Genomic DNA, 21,114 nt, shown 5'->3' with positions numbered 1-21,114 from the left:
CTCCTTAGAACAGGTAGCCGGCGGCGGCCTGGGTCGGCAGCATGTTGTCCAGGGCGCGAATGCCGCGGCCGGGCGTCTGCAAGGCGCCGGGCGTGGTTGGCTCGACCACGTAGGCGGTGGCGATGATCACCAGTTCGTTGTCGCTTTGTTCGCTGGTCTCGGTTTCGAAGAAGCGACCGAGCACCGGAATGCTCTTCAGGCCCGGCACGCTGGTGACCTGCTGGGTGATGCTGCTGCGCAGCATGCCGGCCAGGGCGAAGCTCTGACCACTGGCCAGCTCAACCGTGGTGTCGGCACGGCGTACCTTGAAGGCCGGGATGGTGAAGCCGTCGAGCTCCACGGCGCCGTCGTCGGACAGGTCGCTGACTTCCGGGGCCACGTGCAGGCTGATGCGGTTGGGCGACAGCAGGGTCGGGGTCATGCGCATGATCACGCCGTACTGCTTGAAGTCGATGTTCACGCTGTTGTTGACGAAGGTGACGATGGGCACTTCACCACCGGCTGCGAAACCGGCGGTTTCACCGGACATGGCGGTCAGGTTGGGCTCGGCCAGGATGGTCGCCAGACCGTCTTCGGACAGCGCGGTCAGAATCGCCGAAACGCTGGAGCGGCCACGGGTACGACCACCGCCAAGCACCGCACCGGTACCGGCACCTGTCGCATCGGTGACGGTGTCGGCCAGCCGGTTGGTGGCAGCATCGAAGATATTGCCGCCGGTACGGAACAGGGAATCACCGCGGGCGCTGGTGAAGGTCGATTCCCAGTTCAGCCCCAGCGACGTGGTCAGGCTGCGCGAGACCTCGACGATACGCACGCTGATGTTGATCTGCGCCGACAGCTCGACCTTGAGCTGGTTGATCACGCGCGGCGCGGGCGCCTGGCCATTGGCGCCGGCCTGGGCGGGAGCTTGACCGCCGCCACCGCCAGCCTGGCTGGAGCGGGCACCGAGGTTGGCCTCGACACTGTCCATGACCTGCTTGGCCTGCTGCGGTGTGCGCACACTGCCGCGCACGATCAGGCTGCTGCCGGACGGCACGAATTCGACCTTGGCGCCGGGGATCTCATTGGCGATCTGTTCGCCCAGACGCGTCAGCGCGACGATGTTCGGCTTGGCGACAAGCTGGACAGCGGCGACCACTTCGTCGTTGCCGTCCAGCGCATAGAGGGTGGTGGTGCCGGGAATCTTGGCAAAGACGAACACGCTGCCGGGCGAGGCGACCTGGAAGCTGGCGACGCTCGGGTTGGCCACCATGACGTTGGTGGCTTCCCGTGGCAGTTGCAGCAGGCGGCCCTGATTGACCACCAACTGCACGGTGTCGGTTTCTTCGACGGCCTTGAGCGATTTGCGCAGTTGGCGCACGACAGGTGCCTTCACCTCCGCGCTCTGGCCCATCTGCTCGTAGTAGTCGCGGGCGAAGGCCATGTCGAGGTCGGGGTTGTAGCTGTCGGATTCGGCGACAGGCAGCTCTGCCTCATCTTGGGATTCGGCATGCGCCAGCCCCGGGGTGGCGAGCAGGCAGGCCAGCGGCAGGGCAAGGTGTTTGAGCGCGAACTTCATGTATCGGTTTCTCTGTTGGCAGAAGAGGGCTGACCGCTCGGGCGCGTCACTGGTAGTCGAATTGCACGACGTTGCTGGTATCGCCATGGAAGGTTTTCACCAGCGGCCGCTGGTTGGCGAAGGGCGCCGAAGCGCTGTAGACGCCGGTGGTCTGCGCCAGGGTGGTGACGCGGCCGTTACCCGGTCTGACCTGCCCATCACCGACTTCCTGGCTGCTGCGCAGGGCTAACTGCAGCGTGCCGATCTGGCTGGCCAGCGCCAGGCGCTCGGCATACGCGGGTGGCACTTCCAGGGTGACGGTCTGTGGCGCGGAGCGCGGATAGGCATCCGGATTCTTCTTGGCGTTCGGTTCATCTTCCGGGCGTGGTTGCAGAGGGCTGCGCACCAGGTTGTTGATCGACAGTACGCGCACGTTCTGCAGCAGGGTCTGGGAGGCCAGGCGTGGCACCTGATTCTGCGCCTGGATGCTGAGCACCTGATTCACCATGCGTTGGCGCTGCTCATCCGTGCGGTTGGGAAGATCCGCGCCGAACATCGTTGCCAGGTCACTGCTTTGCACGCTGCCGGTGTCCTGCTCGGTTTCACGCTGCAGGTTGACCACCACGTCCACCCGATCGCCCGAGGTCAGCATGCTGTACTGACTGGCCGTCTGGTCGGTGGGCACGGTGATGGCGCGCATGCCAGGGGTGATCACCGTGGCGATGAACCCAGGCTCGTTGGACTTGACCACCAGGGCACTGGTCAGCGGCACACCGGCGGCGACCGACCGGCGAACGCTGGCGCCGGTCAGGTGGGTGAGGTCTGCTTGATTGCGCGTGTAGTACAGGCGTTCGTCATGGGCGCTGTCGCTCGCTTGCCACTCCACCGCGCTGGCATCGATAAAGTCGCCAGGGCGCAGGTCACGGGCGGCGACCAGAATGGCCGGATGCGTTGGCTTGGGCTCTTCGACGATGGGTGCAGCTGCGACCACTGGAGGCGGCGGTGCCAGCAGCACTCGAGCCAGTAGCGCGGCGCTGCCGGCAACCAACAGGGTGCCTGCCAGAAGCAGGACAGATGGGGTTTTCATGGCGTGAACCGCTTTAAGAATGGATGGGGACAAACAAGGTGTAGAACGCACCGATGGCAATGGCCACTCCATAAGGAAGGCCTTGCGGTCGCTGGTCGGTGAGCACTACCGGGACGGGAATGTTGAGCCGCGGGAAGGCCATGCCCAGCCGCTGCCAGCGCAGCGCCAGGTGATACTCGATCTGGTTTAGCAAGGGCAGTGCGAGTGCCAGCAGGCCGCCTGCGAGCGCGGTGACGATCAGAAACGCCATCTGATCGGTCTGACACATCCACAGGCTGACAGCCGCTACCAGTTTGACGTCGCCCGCACCCACACGGCCCAGGCAGAACAGCCCGTAGCCGATGACCAGTACCAGCGCCGCGCCGAGCAAGCCGTAAACCACCTGGTCGAACAGCTCGCCGCTGGACATTTCGCCCCAAGGGCCAACGCCGAAAGCGGCAGTGACTGGCAAAACCAGCCAGAGCGATAGCAGCACCAGAATCAGCAAATTGTGGATGCGCCGGTAGAGCAGGTCGGTGCCGATCACGAACAGCAGAGCGGGCATTAGGACGATGACGATGAATGTGTTGTCCACACCGTGCTCCAGGCTGCGCCCGCTTACTTGCTGCTGCCAGGATTGTTGGTATTGGTGATCTGGTCGGCGATCGACGAGAAACGCTCCTTGAGGGCGGTCACGAATACGCCGTCGGAGCCGAAGATCACGCCGATGGCAGCAGCCATGGCGGCCGCGAGAATGCCGTATTCGATGGCGGTGACACCGCTTTCATCGGCCAGGAATTTCTTCAGATTGTTCGCCATGGTCAGCTCCTTGAAGCAGGGATAGAGGGATCGAAAACTTGACGATATTAGGATTCATTATCAATTGGCCGGCAAGCAGCGGTTCATTAAGAATGCTTAAGGAACCCGGTTTGCCTGTGCTCTGCTCAAGTCGCCACCGACAGCGCCACACCTGCCTGGGCAGCGGTGTCAGGCACGGCCAGTGGTTTGGCCTTCAGGCGCAGTACCGCACGCAAGCCAGGGTTGTTGTCTTCAAGCAGCAGCTCCCCACCATGCAGTTCGGCGATGGCTTTGGTCAGCGTCAGCCCTAGACCGTTGCCGGGAATGGCGCCGCTGGTGTCCAGGCGCTGGAAGCGCTCTGTGGCCTTGTGGTTCAGTGCGCTGGGGATGCCGGGGCCGCTATCGGCAACGCTCAGGCACAGCCAGGTGCCTTGAACCTGGGCGCTCAGCAGAATCGGTTGCCCGGCGGGGGCGTACTTGAGGGCGTTGTCGATCAGGTTGGCCAGCGCCTGGAACAACAGGGCTTGGTCGCCGTAAAGCTGTAACCCGCGATCCTCGATGAGCAGGGTGCTGGCGCGCTCCTCGGCCAGGGGCAGGTAATAGTCGCTGATGTCTTCGAGTAACTGGCGGGCGGACAGCGTGCTGAACTGGTGGGCGCAGCGTCCGGTTTCCACCTCGGCCACCCGCATCACGGCGCGGAACAGGTTCTGGATGCGCTCGCTGTCCTGAACCGCGCGCAGCAGTTCTTCGCGCGGTTCGCCTTCGAGCATGTCGGCGGCGTTGAGCAGGCGGTTCTGCAGGCGAGTCAGTGGTGTGCGCAGTTCGTGGGCGATATGGCTGGTGATGTTCTGCACTTCGTCCATCAGCCGGTTGATGCGCTGCAGGCTCTGGTTGACGGCCTCACCGAGGTGGTCGAACTCATCACCGCGGTCGTCGTACGGCACCATCACGCCATGATCGCCGCTGGCATAGCGGGCCAGCACATCGCGGATGCGGTTGATTCGGTACAGGTTACGGAGGCTGAACGGGAGGCTGATGATCAGGATCGACAGCAGAATGATCAGCAGCCCAGCGCCCGCCATCAGCGGGATGATGCGTGTGCGCTCGAGCATCGGCCGCAGGTCGTAGGCGCTGAAATACTGACCGCCATCCGGCAACTGAACCACCAGCCCAAGCATTTCGCTCGGGTTGCCTTGAGCGTCGAGTCGTTCTGCATGGCGCCAGTTGGTGTTGCACGGGGCGGGGCAGTCATCGGGAAACAGCTTGCCGTCGCCGTAGAGCACCTGGCCTGTGCTGTCGATGACGATGGAGTGGCGATCCTTGCGGATTTCCAGCGGATGACGGTAACGCAGCGCTGTGGCCACTTGCTGGGCATCGTTCAGGCGGCCATGCATCTGCTGGGTGCGGATGTCGATGAGGATCATGTCGCGCACATGGTTGCGCATGATGATCTCGAGCAGGTGGTTGCTGAGAATGATCGAGGCGAGGGCGATCAGCAGGCAAATGAACGCCACCGTCGCGGCCTGCCGAAAGCTGCTGGTATTGAGCAGTTGGGCGATGGCATGTTTTCTAGCCAAGGACATAGCCGATGGCTCGAATGGTGCGCAGTAATGCCGGAGTGAAATCCTTGTCGATCTTGTTGCGCAATTTCGACAGGTGCACGTCGATCAGGTTGGTCTGCGGATCGAAGTGGTAGCCCCAGACCTTTTCCAGCAGCATGCTGCGCGTCACCGTCTGGCCACGGTTCTCGGCCAGTACCTGAAGCAGCTTGAATTCCTTGTCGGTGAGGTCGATGCGTTGCCCCGAGCGCGAGACTTCGCGGCGGCCCAGATCAATGCTCAGATCCTCGATGTGCACGCTTTCGCCCGCTTGCGCCTGTGGCCGGCGGCGGATCAGCAGCTCGAGGCGCAGCAGCAGTTCGGTGAAGTCGAAGGGTTTACCCAGGTAATCGTCGGCACCGGCGCGCAAGCCTTCGATGCGATCCGCGGTCTGGTCGTTGGCCGAGAGAATCAGGATCGGCGGATGGCTGCGGCCGTTCAGGCGGGTCAGTACTTCGATCCCATCCATCTTCGGCAGGATGCGGTCGAGTACCACCACATCGAAGGCCTCGGTCTGGATGATCTGTAATGCACCTTCGCCATTGTCGACCATTTTGCAGTTATGGCCGGATGCGTGAAGTTTGCTGCTGATCCAGTGGCTGACGGCCACATCGTCTTCGACTACGAGCACACGCATGAACAGTTCCTCGTCCCGACTCCTTCTCGCGAGGCGCCTTTCTAACAAGCGAGCCAGGGAGAGGGGGAGTTAAGAATTCTTAATTTTAGTGTTAATGATTCTCATTATGTATCAGGCCTGAACTAAATGGGTAGGGTTTTGTCGCGCCAGGTCGCGTACTGGCGATGCGCTCATGGCGGGCGGCAGGTTTGCTGGCAGGGGGAGGCCGCTCGCAGGCGCGAGCCGGACATTCAGGACAGGGGGAAGGGCTTTGCAGATGCACCTGAGCGGATGCCTGGGCGGCACCCGCTCGTACAGGCGCTCGGGCTATTCGCGAGTGGAGGTCGCTTGGGTACGTGCCTGCTGTTCAAGGCGATTGATGGCTTGTTCGAGCTCATCCAGCCCGCTATTGCGGATGGGCTGATCCTGCTTGAGCTGGGTTTCGCTGTGCTGGCAGGCGGCGCGCAGTTGCGGTACGCCACAATAGCGAGTGGCGCCATGCAGGCGGTGGATGCGTTCGATCAAGGCGTTGCGGTCGCCTTCGGCGCGGGCCTGACGAATGGCTTGCAGGTCGCCTGGCAGCCCGGCCAGCAACATGCTCAGCATCTCGGCGGCCAGGTCGGCCTTGCCGGCTGCCAGGCGCAGACCTTCTTCGTTATCCAGTACGGCTGTCGGTGGTGCTTCGCTGGCTGGGGCGTGATCCTGATTGCTGCCCTGCAGCGGCAGGCCTGTCCATTTGAGTACCACCTGGGCCAGTTGTCGCTCGCTGATCGGCTTGGTGAGGTAATCGTCCATGCCGCTCTGCAGCAACGTACGTTTCTCGTTGGCCAGCGCGTGGGCGGTCAGCGCGACGATGGGCATCGGCGTGCGGGCGCTGTCGTGCTCCCACTGGCGGATGGCCTCGGTGGTCTGTCGGCCATCCATGCCGGGCATCTGCACGTCCATGAATACCAGATCGAAATCCTGTTCCCGAGTGATTGCCAGGGCGTCAAAACCGCTGCTGGAAACCGTGACCTTGGCCCCCATGCCGTCGAGCAGGGTTTGCACCAGTAGCAGGTTGGCGGCGTTGTCATCGACACACAGAATGGCTGGCGAGCGCGTGGTGCTGTGGCGCACCGGCTGGCGTATTTGCTTGGGAACGATCAGCTCGGTCAGCGTGCGTTGCAGCTTGCGCGTGCAGGCAGGTTTGGCCTGCAACTGGCTGTGCCAGTCAGGCACGCTGTCCTGATACTGCGCGTGTTCGGTGGTAGGGCAGAGCACCACGGTTTTGCAACCCAGGTTCTCGATATCCCAGATGCGTTTGCCGAGTTGTTCCGCAGGCAGATGTTTGGCCGTTACGCCGAGCACCGCGCAATTGAATGGCTGCGCCGAACGACTGGCTGCGCTGACCGCCTCGCACAAGGCGTTCAGGTCGTTGAATACGCTGACCTGCAGCCCGCAATCTTCCAGCTGGTGCTGCAGCGCCTGGCATGCCAGTTCGTGGGCTTCGAGGACGGCAACCCGACGCCCCGAGAGGGCGCGGGGCTGATCTTCAGCATCGCTGCGGGCCTTGGGCAGGCTGAGGCTGACCCAGAACTCGGAGCCTTCGCCTGGCGTACTGTCCACCCCGATTTCGCCGCCCATCTGCTCAATCAGTCGCTTGGAAATCACCAGGCCCAGCCCGGTGCCGCCTGCCTGGCGCGAGATGGAGTTGTCCGCCTGGCTAAAGGCCTGGAACAGCGCGCGCAGGTCTTCTTCGGCGAGGCCAATACCGGTGTCGCGCACGCTGATGCGTAGTTGCGCGCGATCCGCCGTCTCTTCTTCGAGCATGGCGCGGATGACGATGCTGCCTTCGCGGGTGAACTTGATCGCATTGCTCACCAGGTTGGTGAGCACCTGCTTGAGGCGCAGCGGGTCACCCGATAGTGACACCGGCGTATCGCGATAGACCAGTGAGAGTAGTTCCAGCTGCTTTTCATGGGCGGCGGGAGCAAGGATGGTGAGAGTGTCCTGCAACACGTCGCGCAGGTTGAACGGAATGTTCTCCAGCACCAGTTTGCCGGCCTCGATCTTGGAGAAATCGAGCACCTCGTTGATGATGCCCAGCAGGCTGTCGGCGGATTTTTCGATGGTGCTCAGGTAGTCCTGCTGGCGCGGGCTCAGCTCGCTTTTCTGCAGCAGGTTGGTGAACCCGAGAATGCCGTTGAGCGGTGTGCGAATCTCGTGGCTCATGTTGGCCAGGAACTCCGACTTGATGCGGCTCGCTTCCAGGGCTTCCTTGCGGGCGAAGTCCAGCTCGATGTTTTGGATCTCGATGGTTTCCAGGTTCTGGCGCAGGTCTTCGGTGACCTGATCGATGCTGTGCTGCATTTCTTCCTGGGCATTTTGCAGGGACTCGGCCATTCGGTTGATGCCCGAGGCGAGTTCGTCCAGCTCGTGGCTGCCCAGTGGCGGCAGACGGGTTTCCAGGTGGCCGTCCTTGAGCAGGGCGACGCCACTCTTGATGCGCAGCAGCGGGTCGTTGATGCTGCGGCTCATGCGCAGCGCCAGCAAACCGGTGATGATCAGCCCGGTGACCACCAACAGCAAGCTGGTCAGCAGGCTGCGATAGCCGCTGAGTAGCGTGTTGTGGTGCGACAGCTCCAGCTCCACCCAGCCGATCGGGTCGCTGCCCGGGCTGGACTCTTCACCGCTGAGGGTCAGGTGCTGGGCCATTACCGGTAGCAGAAAGCGGGTCGCGTCCTGGCTGCTTTGCTGGGCGACATCCACGGTGTCGCTGTCGATGGTGGGCCGCTCGTTGAGCATGCTGGGGCCGGAGTGGGCCAAGCGCTCACTCTGCGTGGTGAGGAAGCTCACCGCGCGTACGTCTGGCTGTTCCAGGGCTTCGGTGGCGATGCGCTGCAGCAGCGATTTGTTGCTGTGCAGCAGTGCTGGCGCGGCCAGAGGCGCCAGTTGCTCGGCGATCATGTGCCCGCGCTGCAGCAGTTGCGCCTGCAGCCCGGAGAGTTGCATCCAGATGAAATAGCCACCCAGCACCAGCGCCAGCAGGCTGGTAGGTAGCAGGGTAAGCATCAGTACCCGGCCCTTGATGCCGATATCCTTGAACACGCGACGTCCCCTTTCCACGATGCCAGGCAGTGTAGCGACTCCGCCGCGCAGGCGCTTGCCTGGCGTTCGACTGCTTACCGGGTATGCCGCTAATAGGTAGAATCGTTCACATTTGCTTTCAGAGCGCTTTCGCCATGACGTCCCCAACCACCAGCGCCATTCGTATTCTCGCGGTCGAAGATGACCCGGCTCTCGCGTCTCATCTGCAGGCTCATCTGCAGGGGTGCGGTTTTGCCGTTACCGTCAGCCACGATGGTAGCGAAGGGCTGCGCCTGGCTCAGGAGCAGGACTTCGACTTGATCCTGATGGACATTCTGCTGCCCGGCAGCAATGGCCTGGATGTATTGCAGCGCCTGCGTGAGCGGCGCCATGTGCCGGTGATCCTGATGTCTGCGCTGGGCGCCGAACAGGATCGCATCGCAGGGTTCAGCAAGGGCGCTGACGATTACCTGCCCAAACCATTCAGCCTGGGCGAGCTCAGCGTGCGTATCGAGGCGATCCTGCGCCGGGTGGCCTACGAGCGTCGTGAGCAGCCGCCTCCCTTGCAGGAGGGCGCGCTGAAATATGACGAAGACCGCTCCGATGTCTGCCACGACGGTCACTGGGCGTTGCTGACGCCTACCGAGTACCGTCTGTTGGAAACCTTTTCCCGACATGCCGAAGAGGTGCTCAGCAAGGCCTTCCTCTATCAGCACGTGTTGCACCGCGGTTATGCCCAGCATGACCGTAGCCTGGACATGCACGTCAGCAACGTGCGCCGCAAACTCAAACACATCGGCTATACCGGCATGCGCCTGGAGTCGGTCTGGGGCAAAGGCTACGTGCTGACCGGCCGGGAATCCTGAGATGCCAGGCCGGCACTCGCTGTTCTGGAAACTGGTCGTCGGGCTGGCGCTGTTCTGCCTGCTGATCATCAGCCTGCATGTGGATCTGGACAAGCGCGTCTACGATTCGATGTCCGTTTTGTCCGAGTCCAGCCAGCGAGCGTTGAGGGACTTTGCGCAAGAGGCCGAAAGCGCCTGGAAAGAACGAGGAACCCCTGGGCTGGACGACTTTCTTCATGAGCTGCGCGAGCGTGAGGAGGTCTGGGCCATGGTGGTGAATGACGATCACCTGTCGCTGTCCTCACAGGCGCTTACTAAAGAGGAAGTGTTGCGCCTGGACTTCGTGCGTGCTCTCGGCCAGAAGGTCGGCCGGCCAGGCGGCAGACCGACCTTTTATGTGCCCTTCAGCGACGGTCACACTCGTTTGGTGATGGAACTGCCTCCGCGACTGGATCCACGTTATTACCAGCCGCTGTGGGAGTTTCTCCTGCGCAAGGTGCTGCCGGCATCGCTCGCGATACTGCTTGGCACGTTGCTGTACCGCCTGTTCATCGCGCCACTGGTGATTCTCCGCCGACAGGCCACCACCCTGAGCGCCGGTGACCTGAGCGCCCGCGTCGGGCCACCGGTAGCTGCCCGCAAGGACGAGCTGGGCGAGTTGGGACGCGCGTTCGATCATATGGCCGAGCGCCTGCAGGGTACCGTCGCCTACCAGCGACGCCTGCTGCGCGACCTGTCCCACGAACTGCGAACGCCACTGAGCCGACTGCGGGTGGCCGCTGATGGCGAGAGCGATCCGCAGGTGTTGCGCCAGCGGCTGGACCGTGAAATCACCATCATGCAGCGCCTGGTGGAAAACTCTTTGGAGCTGGCCTGGCTGGATTCCGAGCGCCCGCAGTTCGCCCGTGAACCGATTCGCTTGGTGCAGCTCTGGGACATGCTGGTCGAGGATGCCTGTTTCGAAACGGGCTGGTCGAGCGACCAGTTACTGTTCCAGGTGGATGAAAGCTGCCTGGTCGCCGCCAATCTGACCAGTCTCGCCCAGGCCCTGGAGAACCTGCTGCGTAATGCCATCCGACACTCACCAGCCGATGGCAGCGTACGTCTGCTGGGAGAACAGAAAGGGGATAACTGGCACCTGCGCCTGGTCGACAGCGGGCCAGGCATCGATGTCCGTTACCTGGAAACCATTTTTGAACCCTTCGCGCGCCTGGACAGCGCGCGTCCTGGTGATGGTGGTTTTGGCCTTGGCCTGAGCATCGCTCGCAGCGCCATTGCCTTGCAGGGCGGCCGCCTGTGGGCCGAAAGCCCGCCTGGGAGCGGCCTGCAAATGCACCTGCTGCTGCCGGCCGCCGAGCTTCGCGAGCAAAGTGTATAGAGTGTAAATGACGTTTACTCTCATATGATATTTACTATCATTTGCGCCGTTGTGACGGCGGGGACGCCTCTAGAATGGCTGCCTGAGTAATCAGTTCCGACATCCCCGTCCGCCGATTTCTGCCCACTTGGGCGTGACGCGTATGGGGTTGAAGGGACGTCTATGAATCCGAAATACAAACCGAACCTGCTGGCCACGGCCATCATGCTGGCGTTCAGTGCGCCAGCTGCGACTGCGCAAACTACCGGAAATGATCTCGTTGACGACGCATCCATTTTGCATGTTGCCGAGAACCATGATTCTGCGATGGAGCTCGGTTCCACGGTGGTGACCGCCGCAGGTACGGAAGTGGATCTGCGTGATGCCCCGGCCAGTATCAGCGTGGTCACGCGCGAAGACATCGAGCGTAAGCCGATGGCCAGCATTGCCGAAGTGCTCGGCACGCTGCCTGGTGTCACTGGCGGTTACTCGGCAACCGGCGCGGGTTCGAAGATTTCCTTTCGTGGCATGCCGGATCGATACACCCTCATTCTGATCGACGGCAAGCGCATCGGCAGCTCGCAACTGTTGGGCCACCGCCCTGATACCATTCCTCAGGATCTGGACTGGCTGTCGCCCGAGTCCATCGAGCGTATCGAGGTGGTACGTGGCGCCATGTCGTCGTTGTACGGTTCGGAGGCGATGGGTGGGGTGATCAACATCATCACACGTAAGGTCTCGCCTGAGTGGGGTGGTTCGATCACCTCCAACTACAGCCGGCCGCAGCCCAGCGACTCGGGCGATACATCGCAGATCGGCGTCAACGTCAGTGGCCCGCTGACCGATAGTCTCGGGCTGCGCCTTGGTGGCAGCTTCAGTGATCGTGAGTCAGATTCGAACTCCACGGGATCGACCGGCGCATTGTCGAAGAACGTCAATGCCAAGCTCAATTGGCAGGCCTCGGAGAACCACAGTTTCAGTGTCGATGCATCTGCTGGTGAGGAGCGTGCCCGCTCGTTCGATGACGTGGAGGCGCGCGCAGCCGCAGGCGATACCAATGAGACGTTCGGGTCTTCGAAAATGATCAGCCGCGGTTTCGGCATCGGCCACGAAGGCCGTTTTGGCGAGGTGGGTACCAAGCTCGATCTCTACGTCAACACCTTCGAGAACAAAGCTGATGAGCTCGAAAGTGCCAATGGCGGCGCCAAGTCGAAGGAAGCCGTCGCCGACTTCAAGTTCGACGTGCCTTTCGAGCTGGGCTTCAGCCAATGGCTGACCGCAGGCCTGCAATACAAGGAGGAGGAGGTCGAGAACCCTGGCAACATCGGCAACATCGCTGCGTTCATCCCTCCAGGCCAGGCCGAGGCATTGACTGCCGACAAGAACCCGGAAGGATGGGCCTGGGCAGTGTTCGCCGAGGATCAGATTTTCCTGCGTGATGACCTGACGCTGACGCTGGGTCTGCGCACTGATCGCACCGATGGTTTCAGTGCCCACACCAGTCCTCGTGCTTATCTGGTTTATCACCCTGCCGAGGCCTGGACGATCAAGGGCGGGGTTTCCAAAGGCTTTCGCGCACCGAATCTCAAAGAGCGTTCCTTGAGCTCGGGCACTTCATCGATGGGGATGGGGTGTACGTCGCTGGCACCGCTCGGTTACATGGGCGGTCAGTGCTTCATGGTTGGTAACCCGGATCTGGAGCCCGAAATCAGCACCAACTATGAGCTGGGTGTGGCCTTCGACGAAAACGAATACCGTTTCGAAGCGACCTATTTCACCAGCAAAATCAAGGACATGATGCAGAACGGCTTCCTGGGCCAGGTCAATGGAATCTGGTACACCCAGCAGTACAACATCGAGGAAGCCAAGACCAGTGGCGTTGAGATGTCGTTCGGCGTGCCGATCAGCACCACAGTGTCGTTCAGCGGTAACGCGACCTACATGATCGAGTCGGAGAACACCACGACAGGCGAAGCGTTGTTGATGACTCCCGAGTGGACTGCCAATGCGCTGCTCGAGTGGCAGGTCAACAACCAGCTCTCCACCTACGTATCGACTCAATATCTTGGCAAGCAGTTATACCGGCCTTCCGCGACTGGGGCCGACAGCTTCGCTGAAGCTAATACCACGGTGGATCTGGGTGGCAACTATGCCGTCAACAAGAACCTGACGCTGCGCGCTGGCGTACAGAACGTCTTCAATGATGCCGTGGAAACCGACGACGACTACGGTGACGGCGATCCGCGTACGTTCTACGTCGGGTTTACCAGCCGTTTCTGATCGGGCTGTATGAACCGTACATCCAGCCTCCTCGTACGCCGAGCGTATGAGGAGGCTGGATTTTGGCGTTTTGATGCGTTTGCTTTACCCAAGACTGGAGATTGCCAATGAGCCGCCGAGAGGGCTATGTGATCGACGTTCCCTATCCGCTGCATTTTCACAAGGAAATGCAGCCGGTGTGGATGAGCTACATAGCGACCAGCCTGGCGTGTAGAGCTCCGGATATCGGTCGCCCGTATCGATACTGCGAGCTTGGCTGTGGCGCAGGCATCAACCTGTTGGTGGCGGCTGCGAGCAACCCTCTAGGGGAGTTCGTGGGTGTCGACTTCAATGCTGGGCATATTGCACTGGCCCGGCAGGCTGCGCAGAGCATTGGGCTGACGAACGTAGAGTTCATCGAAGCCAGCTTTGCTGACTTCACCAAGCAGGATCAGCAGCCGTTCGACTTCATCGCCTGCCATGGCACCTGGTCGTGGTTGCCGCCTCAGGCTCAGGCCAGCATCTTGAAGGCACTGCACCGCTACCTGAAACCGGGCGGCCTCTTTTATCTGCACTATATGTGTTACCCCGGTGCGACACGGCTGACCGCCATTCAGAAGGTGCTGCATGAGGTCTCCTTGGCCATGCCCGGGGATTCGGCAGAGGCTGTTCGTCACGGCGTGGAGCTTCTTCGCAGCCTGGCGGATAACGGCGCAGGGGCGTTCGAAGACAACCCGGGCCTCAAGGATGAGTTGGCTGCCCTGGAAAAAGAGCACCTGACCTATCTGGCCCATGACTTCCTGACCGATTTCTGGCGACCACAACATTCTGCCGACGTGCATCGGATCGTGGCGCAGGCCGAGCTGACCTATATCGGTAGCGCAGACTGCTTCGAGAATATGGATAGCCTATCCATTCCAGGCAATATTCAGCCGATTCTTGCCGGCCTGCCGTCGACCGCTCTGCGCGAAACGGTCAAGGACACCGCCCGCAATCAGCATCAGCGTTTGGATGTGTTTCAACGACAAGCTCAGGCCATCGGCGCCGAGCAACATCTCGCCGAACTGGATCGCCTCCAGTTCATGGCATTGCCATCGATGCCGCCAGCAGGCGGGTTGGTTTTTGCCACGCCGATCGGGTCGATTCCGGGGCCGGAAGCGATTTTCGATCCGCTGCTGCGGGCGCTTGGCTCGGGGCCAAAATCATTTTTCGACTTGCGTCACTTGCCGGCGTTTTCCGCAGAACCCGGTGTCTTGTTGCAGGCGTTACAGATGTTGATGTGGGGCAGTTATGTGCACCCGTTACGTGCGGATAAAACCACTGCCACGGCGTCTGCCAGGTTCGATGAGTGGCTGGCGTCCGAGTCGATAGGCCTGAGCCTGGTGGCGACCTGCGGAACGGCTGTGATGCATAAAAGGTGAGTGCCTTTCTCGCTACCCATCTGGCAACAACCCGGCGCGGTGGGCTCATGAAGATGCCCGGCTTTACATGTGTAAATGAAAATACCGAGCATTTTTGCCGCAGTATTGCCGCTGCCGCCAAACCACAACCATCGTCATTGCACTGCGGCCGGCTGCCAGGTTGCAGCCGTTCGTTTCACCGTAAAGAAAGGATATTCCGATGATTGCTAGCCTATCCCGACGCTCACGCCTGCTGGCGTTTTCCGGCTTGGTTGCGCTGCTGCCACTGGGCACTGCGCTGGCCGAGTCGCGCAGCCTTGATACCGCCTATGGTGAGATCAAACTGGAGGGCACGCCGCAGCGAGTGGTTACCTTGGGCGAGAATGCGCTGGATGTGGCGCTCTCGGTTGGCGTCAAGCCGCTGGGCAGCGTCGCCACGCGTGGCGGCAGTGACGTATCGCAATACCTGAAGGGCAGGGCGGGCGACGTCAAGATCGTCGGCACTGCCCGAGAAACCAATCTGGAGTCGGTGTTCGCCCTGCAACCGGATCTGATTCTGGCTTCGCCGGAACTCACCAAGGATCAGTACCAGAAACTCAGCCTGATCGCGCCGACCGTGGTACCCAAGGGCAACTCGTTCCAGGCCTGGCGCAACAATGTCGAGTTCTACGGCAAGGCGCTGGGCAAGGCTGCTGAAGCCAAAGCCGCCATCGCCGCGGTCGATACGCGTATCGAGAGCATCAAGAGCAAGATCAAACCGGGGCAGGTCGCTTCCGTGGTGCGCTGGAGCCCGCAGGGGCCGGGCGTGATGTCCCAGCACCTGTTCGTGGGCCAGTTGCTGAGCCAGCTTGGCTTCAAGGGCACGGCGATGGCCGCGGAGCTGACGAAGAAGCCCCATAGCGATGCCCTGAGCCTGGAGAATCTGTCGCGTATCGACGGTGACTGGCTGTTCCTCGCCACCCTCAACGCCGATGGCGACAAGGCGCTGGAGCAGGCGCGTCAGCAGCCGGCATTCGCCCGTCTGAAGGCGGTCAGCAGCGGCCATGTGCAGAGCGTCGACGGGCAGATCTGGAGCAGCGGCAGCGGGCCGCTGGCTGCCAACGTGATTCTCGATGACGTGGAGAAGGCCGTCGCCTCGCAATGACCGCCGATGTGAAGGGCGGTCGCCTGTCGCTGGCCAATGCGTTGGTGTGGGTGGCTGCGTCGTTGGGATCGTTGTGCGTTGCCAGCCTGCTGATCGGAGCGGGTGAGGTAGGCATCGCACAGAGCCTGTGGGCGCTGTTTGGCGCTGCGGATGACGAAGCGCGCTTCGTGCTGTTCGAGCTGCGCCTGCCACGTACGCTGCTAGGCGTGCTGGTCGGGGTCGCGCTGGGTGCCGCCGGCGTGGTGCTGCAGTCGGCCACCCGCAACCCGCTGGCTGAACCCGGTCTGCTGGGTGTCAGTGCCGGGGCGTCCTTCGCCGTGGTGGTGGCGATCAGCCTGGGCGCCAGTGCGGCCACCCTGAATCTCGGCGTAGCCATCGGCGGCGCCATGGCCGGTTGTCTGCTGGTGTTGCTGGTCACTCAGGTGCGCGGTGTTGGTGACGATCCGGTGCGTCTGGTGCTGGCCGGCGCAGCCTTCTCGGGAATTCTCACCGCCATCAGCACCTTGATTCTGCTTCATGACCAGCGTAGCGCCGACGAGATTCGTTTCTGGATCATCGGTGCCCTGGCCGGTCGTCCTCAGGACGTATTGACCTGGAGTGCGCCCGGCCTGCTGCTGGGCTTGCTGCTGCTCGTGCCGTTGATCCGCCCGCTGGCTGCCCTGGCCCTCGGCGAGAAGATGGCCACCGGCCTCGGCCATCACCCCGGCCTGACCCGCCTAGGCGCCTTGCTGGGCGTCGCCGTATTGGTCGGTACCGCCACGGCGGCGGCAGGGCCCATGGCGTTCGTCGGCCTGGTGGTGCCATTCGTGGCGCGCCGCCTGGTAGGGCCGGACATTCGCCGCACCATCGGTTTGTCGCTGTTGCTCGGGCCGATCATCGTGTTGTTCGCCGATATCCTTTCGCGCCTGCTGGTCAGCCCCTACGAGCTGCCGATTGGCGTGGTGACCGCATTGATCGGTGCACCGGTGCTGATCGCCGTGGTGCGCAGCCACAGGTTGCCGACCTTATGAACAGCCCTCTGTCGTCAATGCCCAAGGCACCGAGCGGATACTGGCTGCTGGCACTTGGCTCGCTGCGGGTGCTGTTGAACCGGCGCGGTGTGTTCGCCGCGCTGGGGCTCTCCGCTGCGATCGTGCTCATCACCGGCGTCAGCCTGGCATCCGGCGCCGCTGGCCTGTCGCCGTGGACGGCTCTGGCGGCTGCGTTCGGCCAGGGCGAGCCGATGCACGTGTTTCTGGTTCAGGAGCTGCGCTTGCAGCGCCTGGTCGCCGGCCTGCTTACCGGCGCGGCATTCGGGATCGGTGGCTGCCTGCTGCAGACCCTGGCGCGTAACCGTCTGGCTACTCCGGGAGTGATCGGTATCGACGACGGCGCCACGGCCTTCGCCGTGGCCTCGATCGTTGCAGTACCCACGACCCTGGCACCTTCCGCGCTGGCGCTCACCGGCGCCACTACGGCGGCGGTGCTGGCTTTCGGCCTGAGTGCTGGTGCGGGCGCCCGTGGCTATCGCTTCATCGTGGTGGGAATCGCGGTGGGGGCGGTGTTCGGTGCGCTGACCAATTTGATGCTGGCGCGCGCCGATATCGATGCCGCCAACGTGGCCTATCCCTGGACGGTCGGCAGCCTCAACGCGCGGCCAGCGCAGGCCATCTGGCTGCTCGGCATCGGCCTGATCCTCTGTCTGCCGCTGGTCAAATACCTGGCTCAGCGTCTGGAACTGATGCGTTTTTCCGACAGCGTGGCGGTGGGCCTTGGCGTGCGTCTTAGAACCATGCGCCTGCTGACGTTGATCACCACCGTGCTGCTCACCGCGCTGGCCGTGGCAGTGGCCGGCCCGGTTGGGCTGGTCGCCCTCGCCGCGCCAGAGATGGCCCGCTACCTGAGTGGCCATCGCGGCGTGCCCGTACTCTGTTCGGCGTTGGCCGGCGCGTTGTTGATGACGTCTGCGGACTGGATCGGGCGCACCTGGCTGGCGCCCATTGAAATTCCCGTCGGGGTGATCACCGCCGTGGTTGGCGGGCCCTATTTGTTGTGGATCCTGTTGCGCCAGCCGTCGCGCAGACTGACATGAAAGGCTGCTTCTATTCGAAGGCCGCTGCGGAGTTGAGCCGATGACTACGTCCAACCTGTTCGCCACCCGGCCCGAGGCCGAGGTCACCCTTCAGGCCGAGAACCTGAGCCTGGGGTATCCCCATGCGTCGATCATCGAGGGGCTGTCGCTGCGCATTCCGTCAGCGCAGGTGACCGCCATCGTCGATCCCAATGGCTGCGGCAAGTCGACATTGCTGGCCGGTCTGTCGCGCCTGCACAAACCCAGTGCGGGTGCGGTGCTGCTCAATGGCCGGGCCATCGGCAGCCTGCCGTCGAAGCAGGTGGCGCGGCAACTGGCGCTATTGCCCCAGGACGCCAATGCGCCCGACGGCCTGACCGTCTCCGAGCTGATCCGCTTTGGTCGCCAGCCGCACCAGAGCCTGCTGCGCCAGTGGTCGGCGGACGATCAGGCCATCGTCGAAGAAGCGTTGCGTGTGGCCGACCTGCAAGCGCTGGCCGAGCGCCCGCTGGAGTCGATGTCCGGTGGCCAGCGCCAGCGCGCCTGGATTGCCATGGCAGTGGCGCAACAGACGCCATTGCTGTTGCTCGACGAACCTACCTCGGCCCTTGATCTTGGCCACCAGATCGAAGTCTTCGAGCTGATTCGTGATCTGGCTTCGGTAGGCAAGACCGTGGTCATGGTGGTGCATGACCTGTCCAGTGCCTGCCGCTACGCCGACCATCTGGTGGCGATGAAGGCTGGGCGGATCATCGCCGAGGGTGCGCCCACCGAGATCGTCACGCCGGCACTCGTCGAGGAGCTCTACGACGTACGTTGCACGCTGATGCGCGATCCGGTCAGCGGCACACCAGTGATCGCGGGTGTCACCAGGCGCTAGATCAATCCGTTATTAGCTTAGACCCGCTTGTTTGCAAGCCTTTTCCCGTGTGCCTGCGAGGCAGGGAACAAGGGCTCCAGCACTATTAGGCAATCGCCGCGGGCCGGTCGATGTCGATGCAGCTGATAGTAGGGCTCGAGCCCTTTTGCCGGTATCATTACGGCCCCCTGCAGCCGTCTGGACTCGATCGACGCTATGACCCCGCAATACCCCACGATCGCCGAATGCGTCGGCAATACGCCTCTGGTTCGCCTGCAACGACTGGCTGGCACTACCAGCAACACCCTGCTGGTGAAACTCGAAGGCAACAACCCGGCCGGCTCGGTGAAAGATCGCCCGGCGTTGTCGATGATCACCCGTGCCGAACTGCGCGGTGATATCCAACCCGGCGATACGTTGATCGAAGCGACCTCGGGCAATACCGGCATCGCGCTGGCCATGGCTGCGGCGATCAAGGGTTACAAGATGATCTTGATCATGCCGGATAACTCCAGCGCCGAGCGCAAGGCGGCGATGACCGCCTACGGCGCCGAGTTGATTCTGGTGAGCAAGGAGGAGGGCATGGAAGGTGCCCGTGACCTGGCTCTCGCCATGCAGGCCGACGGCCGCGGCAAGGTGCTCGATCAGTTCGCCAACGGCGACAACCCGGTCGCCCACTACACCGGTACCGGCCCGGAAATCTGGCGCCAGACGGGCGGGCAGATCACCCATTTCATCAGCTCCATGGGCACCACCGGCACCATCATGGGCGTGTCGCGCTACCTCAAAGAGCAAAACCCAGGCGTGCAGATCGTCGGTCTGCAGCCGATGGAAGGCTCGGCGATTCCGGGCATCCGTCGCTGGCCTGAAGAGTACCTGCCGAAGATCTTCGAATCCGAGCGTGTCGACCACATCGTCGACATGGCGCAGACCGAGGCCGAGGACGTGATGCGCCGTATGGCGCGCGAGGAAGGCATCTTTTGCGGCGTTTCCTCCGGTGGCGCGGTCGCGGCCATGCTGCGCCTGTCCAAGCAACTGGAGAACGCGGTGCTGGTTGCTATCATCTGTGATCGCGGTGACCGCTATCTCTCCACTGGCGTGTACGACGCTACGGAGAACTGATGGCCGGCAAGAATGGCGGCCTGCGCTTCCAGCCGAGCGGCGGCACGCGTGCCGCTCAGGTGCCGGTCGGCAAGAAACAGCGCCTGAAGATCGAGCGCCTGGCCAACGACGGCCGCGGTATCGCGTTCATCGAAGGCCGAACCTGGTTCGTCAGCGGTGCGTTGCCCGGTGAAGAGGTCGAAGCCCGCGTGCTCGGCGCTCGCAGTAAGGTGGTGGAGGCGCGCACCGAGCGGGTCTTCCAGGCCAGCCCCGACAGGCGCGATGAGCCGTGCGTACACGCCCGCGTGTGTGGCGGCTGCAGCGTGCAGCACATTCCCCACGGCGAACAGCTTGCTCTCAAACAACGGATGCTTGCCGAACAGCTCGAGCGTCTTGGCGGGCTGCAACCCGAAACCTGGGCTGAGCCGCTGACCAGCCCCGAATTCGCCTACCGCCGTCGCGCGCGTATCGCCGTGCGTTGGGATATGCGCAGCAAGCGACTGGAAGTCGGCTTTCGTGCAGCATCCAGCCAGGACATCGTCGCCGTTGGTGAATGCCCCGTGCTGGTCGAGCCGCTGCAGCCCATCTTGCTCGCGTTGCCAGCGCTGCTGAGCGGGCTGCAGGCGCCTCGGGCCATTGGCCATATCGAGCTGTTCCAGGGCACCGCTAGCGCTGTTCTGGTGCGCCATACCGAAGCATTGAGTGAAGTGGATCTGGCCCGTTTGCAGGCATTCTGCTCGGTGCATCGTGCCCAACTGTGGCTGCAGGGTGAGGGTGAGCCGCAGCCAGTAGATGCCACACAGCAACTGGGCTATCGCCTTGACACCTGGAACCTGCAACTGGCCTATCGCCCTGGCGACTTCGTGCAGGTTAATGCCGCCGTTAACGAGGCGATGGTGGCCCAGGCCTTGCAGTGGTTGGCGCCGCGTAGCGATGAGCGGGTGCTGGATCTGTTCTGCGGGCTGGGCAACTTCGCTTTGCCGCTGGCCCAGCAGGCACGTGAAGTGATTGCCGTGGAAGGTGTGCAGGCCATGGTCGAGCGCGCGGCAGACAATGCCCGCGCCAACGGCCTGAGCAATGCGCACTTTTATCAGGCGGATCTGTCAAATCGGCTGACCGAGGCCGCGTGGGCAGCGGGTGGTTTCGACGCCATTCTGCTCGACCCGCCGCGTGATGGCGCGTTGCAGGTGGTTCAGCAGATCGCCGGTCTCGGGGCCAAACGACTGGTTTACGTATCCTGTAACCCGACGACCCTGGCGCGGGACAGTGGCGAATTGTTGCGGCAGGGTTATCGTCTGAAAAAAGCCGGTATTCTGGACATGTTTCCGCAAACGGCACATGTTGAGGCAATGGCGCTGTTCGAGCGTTGAGAGTCTGCAGCGTTTACTGAACATCGCTCATCGGCTGGCTTGCCAGCT

At 62.6% G+C, this 21,114-nt stretch carries 17 protein-coding genes; 10 read left to right on the top strand and 7 right to left on the bottom strand.

What is annotated here, in order from left to right:
* Positions 1–4 precede the first annotated feature (4 nt).
* The 7 genes from K5Q02_RS21495 to K5Q02_RS21465 all read right to left on the bottom strand — a co-directional run bounded on the left by K5Q02_RS21495 (position 5) and on the right by K5Q02_RS21465 (position 8,702).
* Positions 5–1,558 carry a type II and III secretion system protein family protein gene (locus tag K5Q02_RS21495; protein WP_225834120.1) on the bottom strand — a complete coding sequence of 518 codons (1,554 nt, stop codon included), beginning with the start codon at positions 1,556–1,558 and terminating at the stop codon, positions 5–7.
* Positions 1,559–1,604: 46 nt separating this feature from the next.
* The gene (gene cpaB / locus K5Q02_RS21490) at positions 1,605–2,624 is read right to left on the bottom strand and encodes a Flp pilus assembly protein CpaB (protein ID WP_225834118.1); all 1,020 of its coding nucleotides are present in this window, start codon (positions 2,622–2,624) and stop codon (positions 1,605–1,607) included.
* 13 nt (positions 2,625–2,637) lie between these two features.
* The gene (locus K5Q02_RS21485; RefSeq protein WP_225834116.1) at positions 2,638–3,198 is read right to left on the bottom strand and encodes an A24 family peptidase; all 561 of its coding nucleotides are present in this window, start codon (positions 3,196–3,198) and stop codon (positions 2,638–2,640) included.
* Positions 3,199–3,221: 23 nt separating this feature from the next.
* The gene (locus K5Q02_RS21480) at positions 3,222–3,422 is read right to left on the bottom strand and encodes a Flp family type IVb pilin (RefSeq protein ID WP_225834106.1); all 201 of its coding nucleotides are present in this window, start codon (positions 3,420–3,422) and stop codon (positions 3,222–3,224) included.
* Between the two features lie 125 nt (positions 3,423–3,547).
* Positions 3,548–4,978 carry a sensor histidine kinase gene (locus tag K5Q02_RS21475; protein ID WP_225834104.1) on the bottom strand — a complete coding sequence of 477 codons (1,431 nt, stop codon included), beginning with the start codon at positions 4,976–4,978 and terminating at the stop codon, positions 3,548–3,550.
* Positions 4,971–5,636: a response regulator transcription factor gene (locus K5Q02_RS21470; RefSeq protein WP_225834102.1), complete on the bottom strand. Its 666-nt coding sequence runs from the start codon at positions 5,634–5,636 to the stop codon at positions 4,971–4,973. The genes K5Q02_RS21475 and K5Q02_RS21470 overlap by 8 nt, the downstream gene beginning before the upstream one ends.
* A 306-nt stretch (positions 5,637–5,942) precedes the next feature.
* Entirely contained in the window at positions 5,943–8,702 is a 2,760-nt protein-coding gene (locus K5Q02_RS21465) for an ATP-binding protein (RefSeq protein WP_225834100.1), read from the bottom strand.
* A gap of 134 nt (positions 8,703–8,836) precedes the next feature.
* On the opposite strand from K5Q02_RS21465, the gene K5Q02_RS21460 reads away from it, so the two are divergent.
* From K5Q02_RS21460 to rlmD, 10 genes are all read left to right on the top strand, one after another.
* The gene (locus K5Q02_RS21460; RefSeq protein WP_225834098.1) at positions 8,837–9,547 is read left to right on the top strand and encodes a response regulator transcription factor; all 711 of its coding nucleotides are present in this window, start codon (positions 8,837–8,839) and stop codon (positions 9,545–9,547) included.
* A 1-nt stretch (position 9,548) separates the two neighbouring features.
* Positions 9,549–10,904 carry a HAMP domain-containing sensor histidine kinase gene (locus K5Q02_RS21455; protein WP_225834096.1) on the top strand — a complete coding sequence of 452 codons (1,356 nt, stop codon included), beginning with the start codon at positions 9,549–9,551 and terminating at the stop codon, positions 10,902–10,904.
* Positions 10,905–11,066: 162 nt separating this feature from the next.
* Positions 11,067–13,163: a TonB-dependent receptor domain-containing protein gene (locus K5Q02_RS21450; protein ID WP_225834094.1), complete on the top strand. Its 2,097-nt coding sequence runs from the start codon at positions 11,067–11,069 to the stop codon at positions 13,161–13,163.
* 107 nt (positions 13,164–13,270) lie between these two features.
* Positions 13,271–14,563 carry a class I SAM-dependent methyltransferase gene (locus K5Q02_RS21445; RefSeq protein ID WP_225834092.1) on the top strand — a complete coding sequence of 431 codons (1,293 nt, stop codon included), beginning with the start codon at positions 13,271–13,273 and terminating at the stop codon, positions 14,561–14,563.
* Between the two features lie 199 nt (positions 14,564–14,762).
* Positions 14,763–15,686: an ABC transporter substrate-binding protein gene (locus K5Q02_RS21440; RefSeq protein WP_225834090.1), complete on the top strand. Its 924-nt coding sequence runs from the start codon at positions 14,763–14,765 to the stop codon at positions 15,684–15,686.
* Positions 15,683–16,696 (top strand): FecCD family ABC transporter permease, encoded by a 1,014-nt coding sequence (locus K5Q02_RS21435; RefSeq protein WP_225834089.1) that lies wholly within the window; start codon positions 15,683–15,685, stop codon positions 16,694–16,696. The genes K5Q02_RS21440 and K5Q02_RS21435 overlap by 4 nt, the downstream gene beginning before the upstream one ends.
* A complete protein-coding gene (locus K5Q02_RS21430; RefSeq protein ID WP_225834087.1) occupies positions 16,693–17,757 on the top strand; it encodes a FecCD family ABC transporter permease in 1,065 nt (354 codons plus the stop codon). Before K5Q02_RS21435 ends, K5Q02_RS21430 begins: the two co-directional genes overlap by 4 nt.
* 40 nt (positions 17,758–17,797) lie before the next feature.
* Entirely contained in the window at positions 17,798–18,616 is an 819-nt protein-coding gene (locus K5Q02_RS21425; protein WP_225834078.1) for an ABC transporter ATP-binding protein, read from the top strand.
* A gap of 195 nt (positions 18,617–18,811) precedes the next feature.
* Positions 18,812–19,717 carry a cysteine synthase CysM gene (cysM, locus tag K5Q02_RS21420; RefSeq protein ID WP_225834076.1) on the top strand — a complete coding sequence of 302 codons (906 nt, stop codon included), beginning with the start codon at positions 18,812–18,814 and terminating at the stop codon, positions 19,715–19,717.
* Positions 19,717–21,066, top strand: coding sequence for a 23S rRNA (uracil(1939)-C(5))-methyltransferase RlmD (gene rlmD, locus K5Q02_RS21415; RefSeq protein WP_225834067.1), 1,350 nt, complete (start codon positions 19,717–19,719; stop codon positions 21,064–21,066). Before cysM ends, rlmD begins: the two co-directional genes overlap by 1 nt.
* The last annotated feature ends 48 nt before the right edge of the window (positions 21,067–21,114 follow it).

Origin of the sequence: Pseudomonas sp. MM211, from assembly GCF_020386635.1 — a bacterium.
GTDB lineage: Bacteria > Pseudomonadota > Gammaproteobacteria > Pseudomonadales > Pseudomonadaceae > Aquipseudomonas.
Note: the sequence above shows the minus strand (reverse complement) of the source record. Positions and strands in the feature narration are given on the sequence as shown.